The sequence below is a fragment of the Cupriavidus sp. L7L genome, from assembly GCF_004353535.1.
GTDB classification, from domain to species: Bacteria; Pseudomonadota; Gammaproteobacteria; order Burkholderiales; family Burkholderiaceae; genus Cupriavidus; species Cupriavidus oxalaticus_A.
The window spans coordinates 266,138-286,274 of sequence record NZ_SMNY01000010.1 but is presented as its reverse complement, the minus strand read 5'-3'; the positions used below and the strand labels follow the sequence as shown (position 1 = coordinate 286,274).

The following is a 20,137-nucleotide window of genomic DNA, read 5'->3' as shown; positions in this document are numbered from 1 at the left end:
TGTTGGCGACACTGGCCCGAGCCGTTCCCGTGTGGGACAGGCCACATACACGACCGCCCGACGGCGGCATTTCTCAGGAGAAATCATGAACAAGTTTGTCGCGACCGCGATCGCGCTCTGCCTCGGCGCTGCCTCGCTGGCTGTCCACGCGCAGGGTACCGGCAAGAAGCAGTTCGATCCGTATTCCCAGGGTGCCAAGTCGGGCGAGAAGTTCGACCCGTACTCCCAGGGTGCCAAGTCCGGCGACAAGTTCGACCCGTACAGCCAGGGCGCGAACAAGAGCACGCGCAGCGACCTGAACCCCGCCGCACCGGCCACCGAGCAGAAGCCGGCCAAGAAGTCGTCCAAGAAGTCGTCCAAGAAGAAGGCCGCTCCGGCGCAGGCTGCCAGCTGAACCGCAACGGCTCCGACGAAAAAACCCGCCGAGGCGGGTTTTTTTGCGCCCTGCGCAGGCCAAAGCCTGTTCAAAGCCGTTCCGAAGCCCGTTCAAGGCATCTGCGTGTCGCGCTCCAGCGCGGTGACGTCAATGCGCTGCACCTTGCCGTCCTGCCTCACCTCGGTGCGCAGCACGAAGGCATCGGACGGGCAGTACCAGTCGGTCACATGCATCACCGAAGGCTCGACCTGCACCACTTCCTCGCCCACCAGCACAGGCCCCAGCGACGTGCGCTTCTCATAGGTGATCGGCAGGCACTCCTTGCGCCCCATGACGGTCTCGATCATCTGGCGGCGGCCAACCTGGCGCGAGCCGATGTGGATCGACGCATGCAGCGCGCGCATGGTGCTGACCACTTCGCCGGAGCCGAGCGGGTAGACCTTGAGCGATACGCTGGACTGGAACGTCTCGCCGTCGAGCGTGCTGCCTTCGCGCAACTCCAGGCCGGCGTAGTTGAAGACGCCCTTGCCCCGGAACGAGGCTTCGCCGTACATGCGCGCATAGCGGGCCCGGGCATTGATGATGGCATGCTGGCTTTCGATGCTGGTCTCGTCATTCGGCGTGCGCCGGTCGATCACGACCTCATGCACCTGCTCCATGATCACCGGCGGCCCCATCAGCGCCGACATTGCGGACTTGGAGCTGACCGTCAGCTGCGCGCGGCATCCGGATGCGCTGCGGCCGACGTCGCGCAGCGTCATGCGGATCGACATCGGCAGGGCGCCGTCGCCCTCCATCTGCACATGCGAGCCGGAACGGAACCAGGGCGCGTTGCAGAGCACCGCCGCTGCCGACGCGGCCATCTGCGTGGCGGCCACCTGCGCCGTGGCGCTGACCGCGGTCGCGGCGGCGGCGCCGGCGGGCGCGGCCGGCTGTGCCGCCGCCGGCATGGCCAGACACAGGCCTGCCAGCGCGGCAAGATTTGCAAGCCGGTATTGCTGCGCCTTTGTCTTCACATGAATCCCTGTCTAGAATGTCTTGGCGCCCCCGATAGCGCCCGGCCTGCCAGACGACCGCCTGGTCACTCAGATTATTCGTGTTTTTCGTGCAAGTGGCTATCTCGCTGATAACTTATCGGCGGCCCGCACCACCGTCCGCGATCGCCGGGCTGTTTCCGTGCACCGGCCCCCCGCGCGCGGGCCCAGAGGAGGTTCCATGCTTCAGTACTACGCGAAACTATGGTGGGTGGTCGCCCTGCGCGGCCTGTTTGCGCTGGTATTCGGCGTCTGCGCGTTCTTCGCGCCGATCGCCACGCTGGCCGCGCTGGTGATCGTGTTCGGCGCGTTTGCCGCGGCCGACGGGCTGATGGCGCTGGTCATGGCCATCTCCGGCAAGGACCGCGAGACCAGCGACCGCTGGATCCTTGCGCTGCAGGGCCTGCTCGGTCTCGGCGTGGGCGCGCTGACGTGGTTCAGCCCGGCCATCACCGCGCTGTCGCTGCTGGTCTACATCGCGGTATGGTCGCTGGCCACCGGCGTGCTGCAGATCGTCGCGGCGATCCGGCTGCGCAAGGAGATTCCCAACGAATGGTGGCTGATCCTGACCGGGCTGGTCAGCATCGCCTTTGCCTTCCTGGTGCTGTGGCAGCCGCTGGCGGGGGCGCTGGCGGTGCTGTGGATGATCGGCGCCTGGGCCATCGTGTGCGGCGTCCTGCTGCTCGGCGTCGCGTTCCGCCTGCGCCGCGCGCGTCCTGCCGCGGCAGGCATGCAGGCGGCCTGAACGCCATCCGGCGGGCCCACCGGCCCGCCCGCCGCTGGCTTTGGGACTGACCAGTCACCCCGACACCGTGCTACCATTGCCCGCCGCGCGTGCCCACGCGGCGGCTCTGGCCTCCCATGCGCCTGGCAGCCGCATCGGCGCGGCCATCCCGCATGACTTGCGGCTGGTTCTGAAAAAGCCGCCAGCGGCTGTCCACCAACGGACCGCGCAATGCGTTGTGATGGCTTGCCGTCGTCGTGCACCCACGCAAGACCATCCCAATCCGTCGTTTTTCCAGGAGCTCCATGCGTAGTTCATCGACCTCGCGGTATGCCGGGCTGTCAGTAGGTGCCACCACCACCAGTGCCGTCGTGCTGGTCAGCCTCGCCATCCTGCTGGTCTGGTTCGGCACGCTCGACATGCGCCACCTGCTGCGCTCGGACGAGGGCCGCTACGCCGAAATCGCTCGCGAGATGTTTGTCACCGGCGACTGGGTGACGATCCGCTACCACGAGCTCAAGTACTTCGAGAAGCCGCCCTTCCACCTGTGGGTGACCACGCTGGCCTATACGCTGTTCGGCGTCGGCGACTGGCAGGCGCGCCTGTGCGTGGCGTTGTCCGGCCTGCTTGGCCTGGGCGCAACCATGCTGGCCGCGGCGCGGTGGTATGGGCAGCGCGTGGCGCTGCTGGCCGGGCTGGCGCTGGTGGCGGCGCCGATGTGGAATGTCGCCGGGCATTTCAATTCGCTGGACATGACCCTGGCGGGAGCGATGGCGTGCGTGCTGGCCTGCATGCTGATCGCACAGCACCCGGACGCCACGCCCGCCGCGCGCCGCAACTGGATGCTGGCTTGCTGGGCCGCCATGGGCGTGGCGGTGCTGGTCAAGGGGCTGGTCGGGCTGGCGCTGCCCGGCCTGGTGCTGGTGGTCTATACCGTCGCCACGCGCGATTTTGGCCTGTGGCGCAGGCTCCATGTGCTGGCCGGCATGGCGGTGCTGCTCGCGGTCACCGTGCCGTGGTTCTGGCTGGTGTCGGTGCGCAACCCTGAATTCCCGCATTTCTTCTTTATCCACGAGCACTGGCAGCGCTACACCTCGAACGTTCACCAGCGCGAAGGCAAGATCTGGTTCTTCGTGCCGCTGCTGCTGGCCGGATTCCTGCCCTGGCTGGGGCTGGCGCCACAGATGTGGCAGGCGGTGCGCGAGCGCGCCGGCGTCGCGCGCGGCACTACGCCGCGGCCGTTCCAGCCCGCGCTGCTGGCGGCGCTGTGGGCCGCGGCGATCTTCGTGTTCTTCAGCCTGTCCGGCTCCAAGCTGCCGGGCTATATCGTGCCGATCTTCCCGGCGCTGGCGCTGCTGGCGGGCGTGGCGCTGGACACGGTCACGGAACGCGCGTGGCACTGGCAGGTCAATGCCGTGATTGCGCTGGCGGTCATCGGGCTGCTGGCGTGCCCCTTCGTCGCCATGCTGGACAAGCCAAGCACGCCCAATGCCGTGTACCGCGAATTCACCCTGTGGATCGCCATTGCCTTTGCCATCATGCTGGCCGGGGCCATCGCTGCGCGGCGGCTGCTGCGCACGCGCGGCGTATTTCCCAGCATTGTGGTGTACGCGCTGGCGATGTTCGCCTGCTGCACGGTGGCGCTGCGTGGCCACGAGGCGATGGGGCGGCCCGCCTCCGGCGCGGACCTGGCGCCGGCGATCAATGCAGTGCTGACGCCGCAGATGCCGCTGTACAGCGTCGGCATGCTGGACCATACGCTGCCGTTTTACCTGCGCCGCACTGCCATCATGGTCGCGCATCAGGACGAACTGGAATTCGGCATCGGCCAGGAGCCGCAGAAGTGGATCCCCACCATCGACGGCTTTATCTCGCGCTGGCAGGACGGCCAGCGCGCCGTGGCGATCATGATGCCCGAGACCTACAAGATGCTGGCGGCGCGCGGCGTGCCGATGCACCGGATCGGCGGCGATCGCCGGCGCGTGGCGGTCGCCAACTTCGCCCTGCCGGGCGAAGGCCCGCACGCGCCATCCCAAGGACAGTAACTTTGCACCACCCGGCGCCATGACGCTCTCGACTTTCCTGTTTATCGTTACCGGCGTGCTGCTCAACGCAGCCGCCCAACTGCTGCTCAAGGCCGGCGTCAACACCATCGGCGCGATCACGCTGGATCGCGGCACGCTGCTCGTCACGGCACTGCGCGTGCTGACCCAATGGCCGGTGCTGGCCGGCCTGACGCTGTACGTGGTCAGCGTCGGCGTGTGGATCGTGGGGCTGTCGCGCGTGGACGTGTCGGTCGCCTACCCGATGCTATCGCTCGGCTACGTGGTCAACGCGCTCGCCGCCTGGTGGCTGTTCGGCGAGATGATCGGTCCCTTGCGCGTGGCCGGCATCCTGCTGATACTGGCTGGCGTCTTCCTGATCGCCCGTTCCTGACCGGGCTGGCCTGGCTTGCCTGGCCGGACTTGCCTGCCTGACTTGCCGACCGGAACCGATTCTTCGCGGATTTTTCGTTTTTTAGCCCATGACTGCTCCCGCTTCCGAGTTCCTGCCCTTTGTCCGGCCTGAAATCGATGCCGCCGCCATTGCCGATGTCGGCAGGGTGCTGGCGTCCGGCTGGATCACCTCCGGGCCGAAGATGCAGGCCTTCGAGGCCGCGCTGTCTGACCTGTTCGGCGGACGCCCGGTGCGCACCTTCGCCAACGGCTCGGCGACGATGGAAATCGCGCTGCGCATTGCGGATATCGGCCCTGGCGATGAAGTCATCACTACCCCGATCACCTGGGTCGCCACCGCCAACGTGGTGATCGCGGTCGGCGCGCGCCCGGTGTTCGTCGACATCGACCCGCGCACGCGCAACCTGGACCTGGACGCGGTCGAGGCGGCCATCACGCCGCGCACGCGCGCGATCATGCCGGTGTACCTGTCGGGCCTGCCGGTCGACATGGACCGCCTCTACGCCATCGCATCGAAGCATGGCCTGCGCGTAATCGAAGACGCCGCCCAGGCGATCGACTCGCGCTGGCGGGGCCAGCGCATCGGCGCGTTCGGCGACCTGGTCAGCTTCAGCTTCCAGGCCAACAAGAACATCACCACCATCGAGGGCGGCTGCCTGGTGATGAACACGCCGGAAGAAGCGGTGCGCGCCGAGCGCCTGCGGCTGCAGGGCGTGATCCGCACCGGCATGGACGGCATGGACGTGGAAGAACCCGGCGGCAAGTTCAACCTGACCGACGTCAATGCCGCCGTCGGCCTGGCCCAGCTCGAAAAGCTCGACACCATTACCGCACGCCGCGCCGAACTGGCCGAGGCCTACTTCCGCTGCGCCGCCGACCATGGCCTCGCCGGCCTGGGCATCGAGCTGCCGCAGCCGCTCGATGCCCAGGCCGCCACCACCAACTGGCACATGTTCCAGGTGGTGCTGCCGACCGAACGCCTGCAGGGCGGTCCGGCGCAGGCGCGCCGGCAGGTCATGGAAGCCCTGCGCGAGCGTGGCATCGGCACCGGCGTGCACTACCCGCCCATCCATCTTTTTACCTACTACCGCTCGCTCGGCTGGCGCGAGGGCATGCTGCCGCATGCCGAACGCATCGGGCGCGGCATCGTCACGCTGCCGCTGTTCCCCGCGATGCAAGCCGCCGACGTCGAGCGGGTCTGCGCAACCCTCAGCGAAACATGCAAACGTCTCTCCACATGAGCCCGGTCGAAGTCTCGGTAGTCATTCCGGTCTACAACGAAGAAGACGGGCTGCAAGCCCTGTTCGACCGCCTCTATCCGGCGCTGGATGGCCTCGGCGACTCTTACGAGATCATCTTCATCAACGACGGCAGCACCGACCGCTCTGCGGCGCTGCTGGCCACGCAGTTCCACAAGCGCCCGGACGTGACCCGGGTGGTGCTGTTCAACGGCAACTTCGGCCAGCATATGGCGATCCTGGCGGGCTTCGAGCATACCCGCGGCAGGATCGTGATCACCCTCGACGCCGACCTGCAGAACCCGCCGGAAGAAATCCCGCGCCTGGTCGAAGCGATGCGCGCCGGCCATGACTACGTCGGCACCATCCGCCGCCAGCGCAACGACACCGCATTCCGCCGCTACGCGTCGCGCGCGATGAACCGGCTGCGCGAGCGCATCACCAAGATCCGCATGACGGACCAGGGCTGCATGCTGCGCGCCTATGACCGCAACGTGATCGACACCATCAACGCGTGCCGCGAGGTCAACACCTTCATCCCCGCGCTGGCCTACACCTTCGCGTCGAATCCCATCGAGATCGAGGTCGGCCACGAGCAGCGCCATGCGGGTGAATCGAAATATTCGCTGTACCAGCTGATCCGCCTGAATTTCGACCTGGTGACCGGCTTCTCGATCGTGCCGCTGCAGTGGTTCTCGGCGATCGGCACGATCCTGTCGCTGTTCTCCGGCGTGCTGTTCGTGATGCTGCTGGTGCGCCGCTTTGTACTCGGCTCGGAAGTGCAGGGGGTGTTCACGCTGTTCGCCATGAACTTCTTCCTGATCGGCATCCTGCTGTTCGGCGTGGGCCTGCTGGGCGAGTACGTCGGCCGCATCTACCAGGAAGTGCGCGGCCGCCCGCGCTACCGCATCCAGGCGGTGCTGGAAAAGGCCGACCCGGCGCACGCCGCACTGGGCCGCAAGGGCCGGGAGCCATGATGCGCGCTGTCGTCTTCGGCTACCACAATGTCGGCGACCGCTGCCTGCGCGTGCTGCATGCGCGCGGCGTGGAAGTGGCGCTGGTCATCACGCACCGCGACCGTCCCGACGAGAACATCTGGTTCCGCCGTGTCGCGGACACCGCCGCGGAGCTGGGCCTTCCCTTTATCTACGGCGAGGATCCTGCCGATCCCGCGATCGCGCAGGCAGTGCGCGACGCGCGCCCGGACGTGATCTTTTCCTTCTACTACCGCGCGATGATTCCGGCGGCAGTGCTGGCGCTGGCTCCTGGCGGCGCCTTCAACATGCACGGCTCGCTGCTGCCGAAGTACCGCGGCCGCGTGCCGGTGAACTGGGCGGTGCTGCACGGCGAGACCGAAACCGGCGCCACGCTGCATGCAATGGAAGCGAGGCCGGATGCGGGCTATATCGTCGACCAGACCGCCGTGCCGATCCTGCCGGACGACACCGCCGGCGAAGTCTTCGAAAAGGTCACGGTGGCCGCCGAACAGACCCTGTGGCGCGCGTTGCCGGCGATGATCGCCGGGCAGACGCCGCAGCGGCCCAACCGGCTTGCGGAAGGCAGCTATTTCTCCGGGCGCAGGCCGGAAGACGGCCGCATCGACTGGAGCCAGCCGGCTGCGAGCGTCTACAACCTCATCCGCGCGGTCGCGCCGCCCTACCCCGGCGCATTCACCGAGGTGGCCGGACAGCGCTTTATCGTGGCGCGGGCGCGCCGCCTCCAGGCCGGCAGCGCACCCGCCGGCTTGCCGCCCGGCCTGCACGTGCAGGACGGCAGGCTGCTTGGCCTGTGCGGCGATGGCGGTGTGGTGCTCGTGACCGAATTGCTGGCGCATGACGGGGCGCTGGTCACGCCCGATACCTTTTCCCAGATTCTCAGAAAACAAACCAACGAGGAAAACCGATGAAAAAGGTCCTGATTCTCGGCGTCAACGGCTTCATCGGCCATCACCTGACGCGCCGCATCCTGGAAACCACGCCGTGGGAGGTCTACGGCATGGACATGAACACGGACCGCCTGGGCGACCTCGTCGATCACCCGCGCATGCACTTCTTCGAAGGTGACATCACCATCAACAAGGAGTGGATCGAGTACAACATCCGCAAGTGCGACGTGGTGCTGCCGCTGGTCGCCATCGCCACGCCGGCCACCTACGTGCGCCAGCCGCTGCGCGTGTTCGAGCTGGATTTCGAGGCCAACCTGCCGATCGTGCGCGCCGCGGTCAAGTACGGCAAGCACCTGGTGTTCCCGTCGACCTCGGAGGTCTACGGCATGTGCAGCGACGAGGAGTTCGACCCGGAAGCCTCGCCGCTGGTCTACGGCCCGATCAACAAGCCGCGCTGGATCTATGCCTGCTCCAAGCAACTGATGGACCGCGTAATCCACGCCTACGGCATGGAGCAAGGGCTGAACTACACGCTGTTCCGCCCCTTCAACTGGATCGGCGCGGGGCTGGACTCGATCTTCGAGTCGAAGGAAGGCTCGTCACGCGTGGTGACGCAGTTCCTCGGCCATATCGTGCGCGGCGAGCCGATCAGGCTGGTCGACGGCGGCGCGCAGAAGCGCGCGTTTGCCGATATCTCGGACGGCATCGGCGCGCTGATGCGCATCATCGAGAACCCGAGCGGCATCGCCAGCGGCAAGATCTTCAATATCGGCAATCCGGCCAACATCCATTCGGTGCGCGAGCTGGCCGAGATGATGCTGAAGATGGCCGCGGACTACCCCGAATACGCCGAGGAAGCGCGCAAGACGCAGATCGTCGAAACCTCGTCGGGCGACTTCTACGGCAAGGGCTACCAGGACGTGCAGCACCGCGTGCCGAAGATCGACAACACCGTCGAGGAGCTGGGCTGGAAGCCCGAGGTCACGATGGAGCAGTCGCTGCGCCGCATCTTCGAGGCGTATCGCTGCAAGGTGGTCGAGGCCCGCACGCTGGTCGACTCGGCCAACTGAGCGCGCACCGCAGATGGCACGCATTGCCCTGAAGGTCGACGTCGACACGCTGCGCGGCACGCGCGAAGGCGTGCCGAAGCTGCTGTCGATGCTGGACGCCGCGCAGGCACAGGCCACCTTCCTGTTCAGCCTCGGGCCTGACCATACCGGCTGGGCGCTGCGGCGCGTCTTCCGGCCGGGCTTCCTGAAGAAGGTGTCGCGCACCTCGGTGGTATCCAACTATGGCTTGCGCACGCTGATGTACGGCGTGCTGCTGCCGGGCCCGGATATCGGGCGCAAGGGCGCCGCGGAAATGCGCGCGGCCCGCGCCGCCGGCCACGAGTGCGGCATCCACACCTGGGACCACGTCTACTGGCAGGACAACGTGCGCGAGCGCGATGCAGCCTGGACCCGGCGCCAGATGCAGCAGGCGTTTGCGCGCTACACCGAGGTCTTCGGCGAACCGCCGGCGACGCATGGCGCAGCGGGCTGGCAGATGAACGAGGATGCGTTCCGCCAGATCGACGACTGGGGCATGGCCTATGCGTCGGACGGGCGCGGCACGGCGCCCTATATCCCCACCATCGACGGCGTGCCGTGCCGGCACGTGCAGATGCCGACCACGCTGCCGACGCTGGACGAACTGATCGGCACCGGCGGGCTGACCGAAGACAATGTCCATACTGCGCTGCTGAAGCTGACCGAAGGCCCGGGCGACCATGTCTTTACGCTGCATACCGAGCTGGAAGGCGGCAAGCTGGCGCCGGTGTTCGAGCGGCTGCTGGCGGGATGGCGCGCGCAGGGGCACGAGCTGGTGTCGATGGCGGCGTGGTATCGCGGGCTGGAGCGCAGCGGGCTGCCACAGTTGCCGGTGACGTGGGGGGAGATTCCCGGGCGGAGCGGGGAATTGATTGTGCAGCCCGAAGTGTTATCGCGCTGAGCCGCAGCCAACGCCGTCTGAACCAGGCTCCCCTGTCCCGCAAGCGGGAGGGGAGCAAACCCGTGGCAATACTCAGTCCCTGCGGCTGGCTGCCCCCACGCGCAGCCCATTAAACACCACCAGCAGGCTCGCCCCCATATCGGCGAACACCGCCATCCACATCGTCCCCATCCCCATCACAGTCAGCGCCAGGAACACCGCCTTGATGCCCAGCGCCAGCGTGATGTTCTGCACCAGGATGCGCGAGGTGCGGCGCGACAGCCGGACGAACTCCGGAATCTTGCGCAGGTCGTCGTCCATCAGCGCCACGTCGGCGGTTTCGATGGCGGCGTCGGTGCCGGCCGCGCCCATGGCGAAGCCGATATCGGCGCGCGCCAGCGCCGGCGCATCGTTGATGCCATCGCCGACCATGCCGATGCGGCCGCCGCGCGCATGCGCGGCGTCGGCCAGCGCGGCGATGCCGTCGGCCTTGTCCTGCGGCAACTGGTTGCCGCGCGCCTCGTCGATGCCGACCTCGGCCGCGATGGCCTGCACGGTATGCGGGTTGTCGCCCGACAGCATCAGCGTCTTCACGCCCAGCGCATGCAGTCCGGCGATCGCCTGCCGGCTGGTCTGGCGTACCGTGTCGGCCACCGCAAAGAGCGCCAGCGCGGTCGCGGCGCCGTTGCCTTCGACGCGCACCAGCAGCACCACGGTCTTGCCTTCGCGCTCGATCGCTTCCAGGCGTGCCTCCAGCGCCGGCGAGCAGGCGCCCAGGTCATGCACCAGCCGGTGATTGCCAAGCCGGTATTCCACGCCCTGCACCGTGCCACGCGTGCCGCTCCCCGCGAGCGCCTCGAAATCGTCCACCGGCAGCGTCGCAATGCCTTCGCCCGCCGCGGCGGCGGCCACCGCGCGCGACACCGGGTGGTCCGAGCGCGCGGCCAGGCTGGCGGCAATGGCGCGCACCTGCGGCGGCGCGTCGGCCAGCAGCGCATGGTCGGTTTGCACCGGCTTGCCGTGCGTGATCGTGCCGGTCTTGTCCAGCGCCACCCAGGCCAGGTGCCGGCCCTGCTCCAGGTAGACCCCGCCCTTGACCAGGATGCCCCGGCGCGCGGCCGCGGCCAGGCCGCTGACGATGGTCACCGGCGTGGAAATCACCAGCGCGCACGGGCAGGCGATCACCAGCAGCACCAGCGCCTTGTAGATCCAGTCGGCCCAGCCACCGCCAGCCAGCAGCGGCGGCACCACCGCCACCGCCACGGCAATGGCGAACACGGTGGGGGTGTAGATGCGCGCGAACTGGTCGACGAAGCGTTGCGTCGGCGCGCGGCTGCCCTGCGCGGCTTCCACAGCGTGGATGATGCGCGCCAGCGTGGAGTCGCCGGCGGGCGCGGTCACGGTGTATTCCAGCTCGCCCGACTGGTTGATCGAGCCGGCGAAAAGCGGATCGCCTTCGGCCTTGTCGACCGGCACGCTTTCACCGGTGATCGGTGCCTGGTCCAGCGCCGACTGGCCGCGCACGACCTTGCCGTCCAGCGCCACGCGCTCGCCGGGGCGCAGCCGCACCAGCGCGCCGACGGCGACGCTGGCCGCGGACACGGCTTTCCAGCTGCCGTCGTCGCGGCGCACCGTCGCCTGCTCCGGCGCCATCGCCATCAGCCCGCGGATGGCATTGCGGGCGCGGTCGAGCGACGCTGCCTCGATGCGCTCGGCCAGCGCGAACAGCACCATCACCATCGCCGCTTCGGGCCATTGCCGCAGCAGCAGCGCGCCGGTGACGGCGATGCTCATCAACGCATTGATATTCAGGTTGCCGTTGCGCAGCGCGATCCAGCCCTTGCGGTACGTGGTGAGGCCACCCAGCGCCACCGCCGCCAGCGCCAGCGCGGCCGGCAGCCACGGCAGGCCGAGCGCCAGCCATTCGGTCGCTTCCGCGCCGACCGCGGCCACGCCGGCCAGCGCCAGCGGCCACCACGGCTTGCGTGCGGTGGTCTCGGGCAGGACCTGCTGCGCGGCTTCGGCATCCAGCGGCACCGCCTGCATGCCGAGGCTGCGGATGGCCGCGACCACCGGCTCCGGCGACGGCAGCGTATGGTGGAGCGTCAGCACCCGCTGGATCAGGTTGAACTCCAGCGCCGCCACGCCCGCCATATCGCCCAGCTTGTTGCGGATCAGCGTTTCCTCGGTGGGGCAGTCCATCGCGTCGATGCGATAGGCGGCGGTGCGGGTTCCGGCCGGCACCTCGACGGGCGCGGCCGGCGTCAGGGCAATCGTTGACGAGCAGCCACCGCCACAGCAAGAGGGCGCCGCGGCGTCCGGGGCGGCCTGCGAATGTGCATGCCCGTGATTGTGGCCATGAGCATGGCCAGGACCGTGATCATGGACGTGATCGTGGCCATGTTCATGGCGGCGTCCGGAGTGATCGTGCCCCGGGCCGGCATGATCCCGGGGCAGTGCGTCTTCAGGTGACGTGCGAGCCATCTCTTGTTGTTCGCGTGGTTTGACCTGATGACATTGAAGACCCTGTAGCGGCTACAGAGTCAAGCAGGCTTCAAGCGGACCCTTAGTGCTCGCAATTGACCATCCACGACATGCCGAAGCGATCCACCAGCATGCCGAAGCCTTCGGCCCAGAACGTCTTCTGGTACGGCACCACCACCTGCCCGCCTTCGGCCAGTCCGTTGAAAATGCGCTCACCCTCTTCCTTGCCGACCGCGCCGACCGACAGGCTGAAGCCGCTGAAGGCCAGCCGCTCGCCCGGGCGGCCATCGGACGCCATCAGCTGGGTCTCGCCGAACTGGATATTGGCGTGCATCACCTTGTCCTTCCAGTCTTCCGGGATCTGCATGCCCTGGTCCGGCGGCGCCTCCTTGTAGCGCATCGCGAATGTCACCTGCGCGCCCAGCACCTTGCCGTAGAACGCCACGGCTTCGTCGAAGCGGCCGCCAAAATCCAGATAGGGTTGCACCTGCATGTCACTCTCCTTGTGGGTTGTGATCCTGGTTGCGTGTGGATGCGCCGGCCGGAGTTGCCTTGCCGGCACGCGCGCCATTATGCGCGCGTGCCGGGCACATGCAAGCGCAGCGGTCCGCTGCCGATCGCTTCAGGCCACCGTGGCGGGAGCCTGCGTCGCCGCGGCCGAGGTTTCGGCCGGGAATTGCAGCGAGAACACCGTTTCGCCGTCGGCGCTGCGCACGGTCACGCTGCCGCCGTGCAGCCGCATGATGGTGTCGACGATTGCCAGCCCGAGGCCGGTCGAAGTGGCCGAATTGCGGCGCGACGGGTCCGCGCGGTAGAAGCGGCCGAAAATATGCGGCAGGGTGTCCGGCGGGATCGCCGGTCCCGCGTTGCTGACGCGGATGCAGGTGTTGGCCGCCCCACCCGGCGCGGGAACGCGCGTGGCATCCAGCCGCACCGTGGTTCCCTCGGGCGCGTGGCGCAGCGCGTTGTCGAGCAGGTTGGTGACCGCGCGCCGCAGCAGCGCCTGGTCGGCCTGCACCAGCGCGTGTCCGCCAACCGCCAGCGTGACGTCGCGGTCGGCCGCGACCGCCTCGAAATACTCGGCCATCTTGTCGAGCTCTTCACGCGCATCCAGCGTGCGCACGCCCAGCGCCACCTGCGCATGGTCGGCGCGCGCGAGGAACAGCATGTTCTCGATCATGCGCGCCAGCCGTTCGTATTCTTCCAGGTTCGATTCGAGCAGCGCCTCGTATTCCGCCGCGCCGCGGCTTTGCGCCAGCGTTACCTGGGTCTGGCCGATCAGGTTGCTGATCGGGGTGCGGAAATCGTGCGCCAGGTCGGCCGAGAACTCGGACAGCCGCGAGAAGCTGTCCTGCAGCCGCGCCAGCATGTCGTTGAGCGCGGCCGCCAGTTCGCGCAGCTCGGCGGGCGCACTGCCCACATCGAGCCGCGTGGCAAGCCGGCTGGTGGTCACCGCGGCCGCGTCGGTTGCCATGCGCCGCAGCGGCTGCAGACCGCGCCGCGCCAGCACGAAACCGAGCCCGGCCGCCGCGGCCGCGCCGCACAGCGTCGCCCACAGCAGCCGGTAGCGGTATTCGCGGATCAGCGCCACGCGGTAGCCGGCATCGCGCAGCACCACGATCTCGACGGCCTTGTCGGAATCCCCGAGCTGGCCGAGCGCGGCAATGCCGCGCGAAGGCACGCCGTTGCGCGGATACCAGGTCTGCAGCATGTCTTTCTCCGGCTGCATGCCGGCCGGCAGCACGCGCAGCGGCGGCACGGACTCGTTGCGCGGATTGAGCGTGACCAGCGGCTCGCCCTGGCGCGAGCGCACCACCAGGATCAGCCCCTCATGGCCCATGGCGATATCGGCGAACCGGTGCGTATCGGCGCGGATCTCAGCCTCGCTGCGCACTTCGCGCAGCAGGTGGCGCACCAGCAGCACTTCGCCGACCAGTTCGCTCTCGTCGCGGCCCTCCAGCTGCGCCGACAGCGCGCTGGACAGGTAGGCTGCCACGCTGACCAGGATCGCGGCCGTGGCCAGTCCGTACGCCAGCGCCAGCCGCGTGGTCAGGGACGACGGCAGCCGCATCATGCCGCGCCGGGCCCGAAGCCATCGCTGTCTTCGCCGTCATCCAGCACATAGCCCATGCCGCGCCGGGTATGGATCAGCTTGCGCGCAAACGGGTCGTCGACCTTGGCGCGCAGGCGCCGGATCGATACGTCGACCACATTGGTGTTGCTGTCGAAGTTGACGTCCCACACCTGCGACGCGATCAGCGAGCGCGACAGCACCTCGCCGCGGCGGCGCGCCAGCAGGTACAGCAGCGCAAACTCCTTGGAGGTCAGGTCGATCTTCTGGCCGGCGCGCACCACGCGACGGCGGATGGCATCGATCTGCAGGTCGGCCACTTCGATGAATTCGCTCTCGCGCAGCGGCCCGCGGCGCAGGATGGTGCGGATGCGCAGCACCAGCTCCGCGAAGGCGAACGGCTTGACCATGTAGTCGTCGGCGCCAAGCTCCAGGCCCTTGAGGCGGTCCGACAGCTCGTCACGCGCGGTCAGGAACAGCACGGGCGTGTCGCGCTCGCGGCGCAGCTCGCGCAGCACCTGCCAGCCGTCAAGGTTGGGCAGCATCACGTCCAGCACGATCAGGTCGTAGGGGTGCTCGCGCGCGTGGGCCAGGCCGTCGACACCGTCGCGCGCCAGGTCCACCACGAAGCCGGATTCGGTGAGGCCCTTGAGCAGGTAGTCGCCCGCCTTGGGTTCGTCCTCGACAATCAGGATACGCATGTGTCAGTCACTTTCCGGCGGCACCAGTGCCGCCATGGCGTAACGCTAGCCGAGGATGGCCGGAAATGGGCAAAGATTTCAGAAATGTCATGGCAAAGACGGCTTTCTGCGGGGAAATGCCAGTAAAATGCGCGGGACCGCCGGCCCGGCCGATGGTTCCCCCCGCGCTCCGCGCGATTTCGATTACCTGTCCGCTTAGCCTTCGCCCGCCTTGATGAAACGCCTGCCGCGCCTGTCGAACTCCCTGCTGCTGTCGCTTGCACTGCTCGCGCCGGTATCCGGTGCCCTGGCGGCCGTGACGACCGTATGCAGCGCGGTGCAGGCCGCGGGGCTGTCGCTGCCGGAACGGCACGCAGCGGCCAAGATGGAAGCCGAAGCCGCACTGGGTGGCGGCAGCGAAGGCAGCTGCCGCGGCGCCGCCGTGCAGGTCATGGTGGAACCCGGCGGACAAGGCGTGCCGCTGCAACTGCAGGACGGGTCGCCGCAGCCGTCGGACGACGACACCGCAACGCTGCCGGGCCAACCTGCCGCCGCCGCGGGCGAACTGCCGGAACTGCCGCCCGAGGTGATGGCCCACTGGGCGCATGCGGCCCCGATGGCGACACCGGCGGTATTCAACGACCTGCTGCCCGACCTGCTGCCTTTTGCCTCGCGCTGCTGAAGCGCAACGCCGCGCCTGGCGGCGTTCCTGACTGCTACCCGCTTATTGCCGCAAGCCGCTGGCGCTGCGCGTGCGGCTTATTCGACGCGGAAGAACTCGATCGATTGCCCCGCATTGACCGCGCGCTGCAGCCAGTCGGGGTATTCGCCCTCGCCGTCCCAGCTTTGCCCCAGGGCATTGCGGTAGAGCGGACGCGGTGCGCCATTGGATTTGGCGCTGGCAACATCGGCGCCGGCCTCGGGCGCGGCCTTGCGTGAGGGTTCCACAGCGCGCGCCGGGACCTGGTCGAAGCATCCTGCGGCGACCAGGTCGTCAAGCGTCAGCGCATGACGGTCCATTTGCTCGTGGATCCACGCCACCGCAGCGAGTTTGGCTGAATCAGACTCGGACATGACTATCGTGAGAGGCCCGCTGCATTTCCGCGGGCAATGAGGACCGGCGATGGAACCGCAGGCCGGTCGGATAGCCATGATTCTACAGCCTTTGCCGGTGCTGCCGGCGTTTGCGCGCGACGGCGCGGCGCATTTCCTTGCATTCCCTTGCATTTGCCGTGCGCTTGCCGCGCAGGGCAAATGCTGCATGACGGCAATGTCATGTCGGCGTCATGCTGGCGTGGATGGCCAGTGCCTAGACTTCTCTCTACCGCCACCCGTACCGGGCTGGCACTCTTACGGAGAAGCATCCATGCAAGCACTCAGGCAAGTCTTTGTCGCCACCGCACTGGTTGCGGCCGCGGTCGGCACCGCACAGGCAGCACCGCGCAGCGTCGATCCGTTCAGCGACGGCGCGCGCAGCGTCACCGGCACGCGCAGCTCGTTCACCGACGGTGCGCATACGGCCACCGGTACCCGCAGCAGCTTTACCGATGGCGCACACACCGCCACCGGCACCCGCAGCACCTTCACCGACGGCGCACACAACCCGAACGGTCCGCGCGACAGCTTCAGTGACGGCGCCTGACCTCGGCCGCCCGCCGCGCGGCCACCATTGTGCCCACCACGGCGCGCACGCGGGACCGCATCAGCGCACCGCGCCGTAGATCCGGCGCGCATCCGCGGCGTCGGCGATCGGCCGGCCCAGCGTGAGTCCGCCCTGCACGGCATGCGCCACCAGCGCGGCGTTGCCGGGCGCGCGGCTGCCGTCGCGCAGCAGCAGGTTGTTCTCGAAGCCCACCCGCACATGGCCGCCGAACGCGGCGGCCGCGGTCACGCAGGCATTCTCTTCGCGGCCAAAGGCGCAGATCGCCCACGGCAGCGCATCGTCGCTTTCCGCGGCCACCTGCAGGAACGGCAGCAGGTCGTGCGGCGACGAGACCTGCCCCGCCGAATAGCGCCCCAGCACATACAGCAGCGACCACGCACCCGCCGGCACCAGTCCGCGCGCGCGCAGCGCATGCCAGCGGCGCACGTCGGCCGCGTCGTACAGGATGACCTGCGTCATCACGCGTTCGCGCGCCAGCCAGGCGAAGAACGCGGCCAGCTCGCTTTCCGGGATCTCCGGCACGGCCACCTCGCGCAAACCCACCGACACGGCTTCGGGCCGCAACTCGCGCACCATCGCCATCTGCGCGGGGGCCTTGTACACGCCGGCGGCTTCGCTGGTCACCTGCACCAGCAGCGAATCGCCGACGGCCTGCTTCACGGCGGCCAGCGCGTCGCGGTAGGCCTGCGCGTCGAGCGAATGGCGGCCCTGCGCATCGCGCACGTGCATATGCATCATGGCGGCGCCGGCATCGAGGCAGGCGCGCGCTTCCTGTGCCAGCGCCGCGGCGGTCAGCGGCACCGCGGGGTGGTCGGCAGCCTGCTTGTAGGCGCCGTTGGGCGCGACCGTGACGATCAGCGGGGAATCGGCAAGCGCCGCGCGGGCCGCGGCGGCTTGTGTCGAGGCAGACGGATTGGCTTGGGTCATGGCTGGATCTCGGGCAATTCAGGAGCGATCAGGTCGAGGCCGGCGCGCAGCAGGCGGTCGTAGCGCGCGCGCTCGGCGGCAATGGCTGCGGGGCTCCAGACATAGAAGCCCTCGCCGCGCTTCATGCCGTGGCGGCCGTCGGCGGCGCGCTCGGCCAGGCAGCGCGCGGGATGGTCGTCGTTGCAGAAGCTCGGGTACATGGTGGCGCCGGCGGCGGCGTGCACGTCGATGCCGGCATGGTCGCGCTGCAGCACCGGGCCCGCCGCCAGGAAGCGGAAGCCGAAGCCGAAGCGCACCGCCGCATCCACGTCCTCGGGCGAGGCAATGCCGCGGTCGATCAGGCTGAAGGCCTCGCGCGACAGCGCGTGCTGCAGCCGGTTCGCAAGGAAGCCGGGCAGGTCCTTGCGCACTTTCACCGGCACCATCGCGCAGCGGCGCATGAACGCGATCAGCGCGTCGGCGCGGCCTTCGTCGCTGTCTTCGCCCATCACCACTTCGACCAGCGGCACCAGGTGCGCCGGCATGAAGAAATGCAGGCCCAGCATGCGCTCGCGCGACTCCAGCCCGGCGCCGATCGCGCTGATCGGGAAGCTGGAGCTGTTGCTGGCGAGCACCGTGTCCGCCCGCGCGCGCCGGACCAGGTCGGCAAACAATTGCTGCTTGAGTTCCAGGCGCTCGGGGATGCATTCGATCACCAGGTCGACGGCGGCCCATTCCACCTGGTCCAGCGTGGCGGCCACGGACAGGCATGCGGCGCCGTCGGCGCGGCCGATGGCGGCCAGGTTGTCGCACACCCGCCCGGGCAGCGCGGCGCCGCGCGTGGCGTCAGGCTCGATCACGGTGGTGCGGCACAGGGCGCGGGTCAGCACCACGGCGACGTCGGCGCCCATGGTGCCGCCGCCCACCACCACCGCATGGGCGGCGCCGGGACGGCCCAGTGGGCTGGCAGTGACCGCTTCGGTCGGGTTCGGCATAGGTTCTCCGGGGAAGTCCTGCGGGATTGGTGCCGCCCCGGGGGCCGCAGTGGCGCGCCGGGCAACGGAATCCCGGCAGTGTAGAGAACTCGCTTTGATTGATGAAGTCGATTCTCTGGATAAAATGATTCACAAATCAGATCAATCGCACGATCCGACCGCTCGTGCCTCTCATGTTCTCCGCGGCGCACACCGCGCCCGCCACTGCCTGACCATGAAAATCAACCTGTCGATGCGGGACATCGAGACCACGCTGGTGCTCGGCCGCACGCTCAATTACCGCCAGGCCGCCACCCAGCTGCACCTGTCCCAGTCCGCCCTGTCCACGCAGATCCTGCGCATCGAGGAATCGCTCGGCGTGCGCCTGTTCGACCGCACCACCCGCACCGTGCGCCTTACCGCCGCGGGCCAGGTCTTTATGCAGCAGGCCGCGCTGCTGCAGGCCGCCTTCCGCGGCGCCATCGACGCCGTTACCGGCATTGCCAGCGCCGAGCGCGGCCAGGTGGCCGTGGCGGCGCTGCCGTCGCTGGCGGCGCGCATGCTGCCGCGCGTGCTGATGGCCTACCACCGGGCGCGCCCGGAAGTGGCGCTGAAGGTGATCGACACGCTGTCCGGCCCGGCCTTCGACCTGGTGCGCGCGGGCGAGGTGGACTTTGCGCTGACGGCGGCCGATCCGCAGCAGGCCGACCTGCATTACGAGCCGCTGCTGTCCGACCGCTTCGTGCTGCTGATCCCCTCGGCGCACCCGCTGGCGCGCAGCAGCGGCCCGTTGCGCTGGGCCGATACCGCCACCGCGCCGCACGTATCGATGACGCATCCCAGCAGCGTGCGCCAGTACGCCGAATGGGCCTTCCTGCAGAACAAGATCCGCTTCCAGCCGGTGTTCGAGGCCGAGCACCTGGCCACCATCGCGGCCATGGTCGAATGCGGCTTCGGCGTGGCGGCGCTGCCAGAGATTGCGGCCGGCACGGTGCGCCAGGCCGGCATCGTCGAGCGGTTGCTGACCGCGCCAGTGACCGAGCGCTCGATCGGGCTGGTGACCTCGCGCAACCGCTCGCTGTCCCCCGCCGCCGCCGAACTTGCCGCGGCGGTGCGCGCGCAGCTGGCGCATCCCGCCGCTGCCGGCGCCGGCGCCATGGAGGCCAGCGCATGAGCATCATCGTCGATATCCTGATCCTGGCCGGCGCGCTGCCGGCCATCGTCGCGGTGGTGCAGGGGTCGCGGTGGTCTGCGCCGGCCTTATGGCCAGCGCGCTCGGGCCGACGCGCCCGAACCCGCCGAACTGGCGCCACCTGCGCATGATGTGGGAGCTCGCGATGCCGCGCACCATTACCCGCACGGCATCGAGCCGGGCTCGCGACCGGCCGCTGGCGCGCGCGCTGGCCGATCGCTTCGAGCTGCCGATCTGCCGCCGCCGTCAGGACAGGCCCGGCACGGAGCCGGGCCCGCAGGCTTCAGGAAGGGTCTTTGGTACGCGTGCGCGAGACGGCCATCATGATGCCGACGCCGAGCACGATCAGGCAGGCAATGCCGATATAAACGGTCGCGAGGCCGGCCGTTGACATCGCCCAGGCGATGCCGCCGACCAGGACCAGCAAGCCAATGATGTATAGCGCGAATGACATGAATCGGCTCCTTGCGGTGGTGACGCTGCTTC

General features: G+C 68.6%; 24 protein-coding genes. 14 read left to right on the top strand and 10 right to left on the bottom strand.

All coding sequences use genetic code 11. From position 1 onward, the window contains the following. The first annotated feature begins 85 nt into the window (after nucleotides 1-85). Nucleotides 86-394 (top strand): amino acid ABC transporter permease, encoded by a 309-nt coding sequence (locus E1J61_RS13030; RefSeq protein ID WP_133094468.1) that lies wholly within the window; start codon nucleotides 86-88, stop codon nucleotides 392-394. Between the two features lie 92 nt (nucleotides 395-486). Here the strand turns inward: E1J61_RS13030 and E1J61_RS13025 are convergent, their stop codons facing one another. After that, complete coding sequence (locus E1J61_RS13025; protein WP_133094467.1) at nucleotides 487-1,392, bottom strand: hypothetical protein; 906 nt, start codon at nucleotides 1,390-1,392, stop codon at nucleotides 487-489. Between the two features lie 199 nt (nucleotides 1,393-1,591). On the opposite strand from E1J61_RS13025, the gene E1J61_RS13020 reads away from it, so the two are divergent. Continuing rightward, the gene (locus E1J61_RS13020; RefSeq protein ID WP_133094466.1) at nucleotides 1,592-2,155 is read left to right on the top strand and encodes an HdeD family acid-resistance protein; all 564 of its coding nucleotides are present in this window, start codon (nucleotides 1,592-1,594) and stop codon (nucleotides 2,153-2,155) included. 70 nt (nucleotides 2,156-2,225) lie between these two features. Here E1J61_RS13020 and E1J61_RS13015 read toward each other — a convergent pair whose 3' ends face one another. Continuing rightward, entirely contained in the window at nucleotides 2,226-2,441 is a 216-nt protein-coding gene (locus tag E1J61_RS13015; protein WP_133094465.1) for a hypothetical protein, read from the bottom strand. Here E1J61_RS13015 and E1J61_RS13010 point away from each other — a divergent pair. From E1J61_RS13010 to E1J61_RS12980, 7 genes are all read left to right on the top strand, one after another. Continuing rightward, on the top strand, nucleotides 2,440-4,179 hold the full coding sequence (locus E1J61_RS13010) for a glycosyltransferase family 39 protein (RefSeq protein ID WP_133094464.1): 1,740 nt from the start codon (nucleotides 2,440-2,442) through the stop codon (nucleotides 4,177-4,179). The two genes, E1J61_RS13015 and E1J61_RS13010, sit on opposite strands and share 2 nt — an antisense overlap. A gap of 19 nt (nucleotides 4,180-4,198) precedes the next feature. Further along, nucleotides 4,199-4,570, top strand: a complete 372-nt coding sequence (locus E1J61_RS13005; RefSeq protein WP_133094463.1) for an EamA family transporter — start codon at nucleotides 4,199-4,201, stop codon at nucleotides 4,568-4,570. 88 nt (nucleotides 4,571-4,658) lie between these two features. Continuing rightward, nucleotides 4,659-5,831 carry a DegT/DnrJ/EryC1/StrS aminotransferase family protein gene (locus tag E1J61_RS13000; protein ID WP_133094462.1) on the top strand — a complete coding sequence of 391 codons (1,173 nt, stop codon included), beginning with the start codon at nucleotides 4,659-4,661 and terminating at the stop codon, nucleotides 5,829-5,831. Beyond that, a complete protein-coding gene (locus E1J61_RS12995; protein WP_133094461.1) occupies nucleotides 5,810-6,805 on the top strand; it encodes a glycosyltransferase in 996 nt (331 codons plus the stop codon). The genes E1J61_RS13000 and E1J61_RS12995 overlap by 22 nt, the downstream gene beginning before the upstream one ends. After that, on the top strand, nucleotides 6,805-7,734 hold the full coding sequence (locus tag E1J61_RS12990) for a formyltransferase (RefSeq protein ID WP_133094735.1): 930 nt from the start codon (nucleotides 6,805-6,807) through the stop codon (nucleotides 7,732-7,734). The genes E1J61_RS12995 and E1J61_RS12990 overlap by 1 nt, the downstream gene beginning before the upstream one ends. Next, complete coding sequence (locus tag E1J61_RS12985; protein ID WP_133094460.1) at nucleotides 7,731-8,783, top strand: bifunctional UDP-4-keto-pentose/UDP-xylose synthase; 1,053 nt, start codon at nucleotides 7,731-7,733, stop codon at nucleotides 8,781-8,783. Before E1J61_RS12990 ends, E1J61_RS12985 begins: the two co-directional genes overlap by 4 nt. Nucleotides 8,784-8,796: 13 nt before the next feature. Then, on the top strand, nucleotides 8,797-9,702 hold the full coding sequence (locus E1J61_RS12980; RefSeq protein ID WP_133094459.1) for a polysaccharide deacetylase family protein: 906 nt from the start codon (nucleotides 8,797-8,799) through the stop codon (nucleotides 9,700-9,702). A 72-nt stretch (nucleotides 9,703-9,774) separates the two neighbouring features. Here the strand turns inward: E1J61_RS12980 and E1J61_RS12975 are convergent, their stop codons facing one another. After that, nucleotides 9,775-11,925 carry a heavy metal translocating P-type ATPase gene (locus E1J61_RS12975; RefSeq protein ID WP_243736846.1) on the bottom strand — a complete coding sequence of 717 codons (2,151 nt, stop codon included), beginning with the start codon at nucleotides 11,923-11,925 and terminating at the stop codon, nucleotides 9,775-9,777. Nucleotides 11,926-12,021: 96 nt separating this feature from the next. Here E1J61_RS12975 and E1J61_RS38635 point away from each other — a divergent pair, with 96 nt between their 5' ends. Beyond that, nucleotides 12,022-12,153, top strand: coding sequence for a hypothetical protein (locus E1J61_RS38635; RefSeq protein ID WP_256376129.1), 132 nt, complete (start codon nucleotides 12,022-12,024; stop codon nucleotides 12,151-12,153). 94 nt (nucleotides 12,154-12,247) lie between these two features. Here the strand turns inward: E1J61_RS38635 and E1J61_RS12970 are convergent, their stop codons facing one another. From E1J61_RS12970 to E1J61_RS12960, 3 genes are all read right to left on the bottom strand, one after another. Beyond that, the gene (locus E1J61_RS12970) at nucleotides 12,248-12,658 is read right to left on the bottom strand and encodes a VOC family protein (protein ID WP_133094457.1); all 411 of its coding nucleotides are present in this window, start codon (nucleotides 12,656-12,658) and stop codon (nucleotides 12,248-12,250) included. A 129-nt stretch (nucleotides 12,659-12,787) separates the two neighbouring features. Next, nucleotides 12,788-14,239, bottom strand: coding sequence for a heavy metal sensor histidine kinase (locus E1J61_RS12965; RefSeq protein ID WP_133094456.1), 1,452 nt, complete (start codon nucleotides 14,237-14,239; stop codon nucleotides 12,788-12,790). Then, nucleotides 14,236-14,937, bottom strand: a complete 702-nt coding sequence (locus E1J61_RS12960) for a heavy metal response regulator transcription factor (RefSeq protein WP_133094455.1) — start codon at nucleotides 14,935-14,937, stop codon at nucleotides 14,236-14,238. The genes E1J61_RS12965 and E1J61_RS12960 overlap by 4 nt, the downstream gene beginning before the upstream one ends. A gap of 214 nt (nucleotides 14,938-15,151) precedes the next feature. On the opposite strand from E1J61_RS12960, the gene E1J61_RS12955 reads away from it, so the two are divergent. Continuing rightward, complete coding sequence (locus E1J61_RS12955) at nucleotides 15,152-15,598, top strand: hypothetical protein (RefSeq protein WP_133094454.1); 447 nt, start codon at nucleotides 15,152-15,154, stop codon at nucleotides 15,596-15,598. 77 nt (nucleotides 15,599-15,675) lie between these two features. On the opposite strand, the gene E1J61_RS12950 is transcribed toward E1J61_RS12955, so the two are convergent. Next, nucleotides 15,676-15,990 (bottom strand): H-NS family nucleoid-associated regulatory protein, encoded by a 315-nt coding sequence (locus tag E1J61_RS12950; RefSeq protein ID WP_133094453.1) that lies wholly within the window; start codon nucleotides 15,988-15,990, stop codon nucleotides 15,676-15,678. Nucleotides 15,991-16,282: 292 nt separating this feature from the next. Between E1J61_RS12950 and E1J61_RS12945 the strand changes: the two genes are divergently transcribed. Further along, nucleotides 16,283-16,558 (top strand): hydroxyquinol 1,2-dioxygenase, encoded by a 276-nt coding sequence (locus E1J61_RS12945; protein ID WP_133094452.1) that lies wholly within the window; start codon nucleotides 16,283-16,285, stop codon nucleotides 16,556-16,558. Nucleotides 16,559-16,618: 60 nt separating this feature from the next. On the opposite strand, the gene E1J61_RS12940 is transcribed toward E1J61_RS12945, so the two are convergent. Together E1J61_RS12940 and E1J61_RS12935 are read right to left on the bottom strand one after the other, a co-directional pair. Continuing rightward, on the bottom strand, nucleotides 16,619-17,506 hold the full coding sequence (locus E1J61_RS12940; RefSeq protein ID WP_133094451.1) for a 3-keto-5-aminohexanoate cleavage protein: 888 nt from the start codon (nucleotides 17,504-17,506) through the stop codon (nucleotides 16,619-16,621). Then, nucleotides 17,503-18,480, bottom strand: coding sequence for a 3-hydroxyacyl-CoA dehydrogenase family protein (locus E1J61_RS12935; RefSeq protein WP_133094450.1), 978 nt, complete (start codon nucleotides 18,478-18,480; stop codon nucleotides 17,503-17,505). The genes E1J61_RS12940 and E1J61_RS12935 overlap by 4 nt, the downstream gene beginning before the upstream one ends. A gap of 214 nt (nucleotides 18,481-18,694) precedes the next feature. On the opposite strand from E1J61_RS12935, the gene E1J61_RS12930 reads away from it, so the two are divergent. After that, a complete protein-coding gene (locus E1J61_RS12930; RefSeq protein WP_133094449.1) occupies nucleotides 18,695-19,633 on the top strand; it encodes a LysR family transcriptional regulator in 939 nt (312 codons plus the stop codon). Beyond that, complete coding sequence (locus tag E1J61_RS37400) at nucleotides 19,630-19,782, top strand: hypothetical protein (protein ID WP_165971469.1); 153 nt, start codon at nucleotides 19,630-19,632, stop codon at nucleotides 19,780-19,782. The genes E1J61_RS12930 and E1J61_RS37400 overlap by 4 nt, the downstream gene beginning before the upstream one ends. Nucleotides 19,783-19,934: 152 nt before the next feature. Here E1J61_RS37400 and E1J61_RS37395 read toward each other — a convergent pair whose 3' ends face one another. Continuing rightward, entirely contained in the window at nucleotides 19,935-20,105 is a 171-nt protein-coding gene (locus E1J61_RS37395) for a hypothetical protein (RefSeq protein ID WP_165971468.1), read from the bottom strand. Nucleotides 20,106-20,137 lie beyond the last annotated feature (32 nt).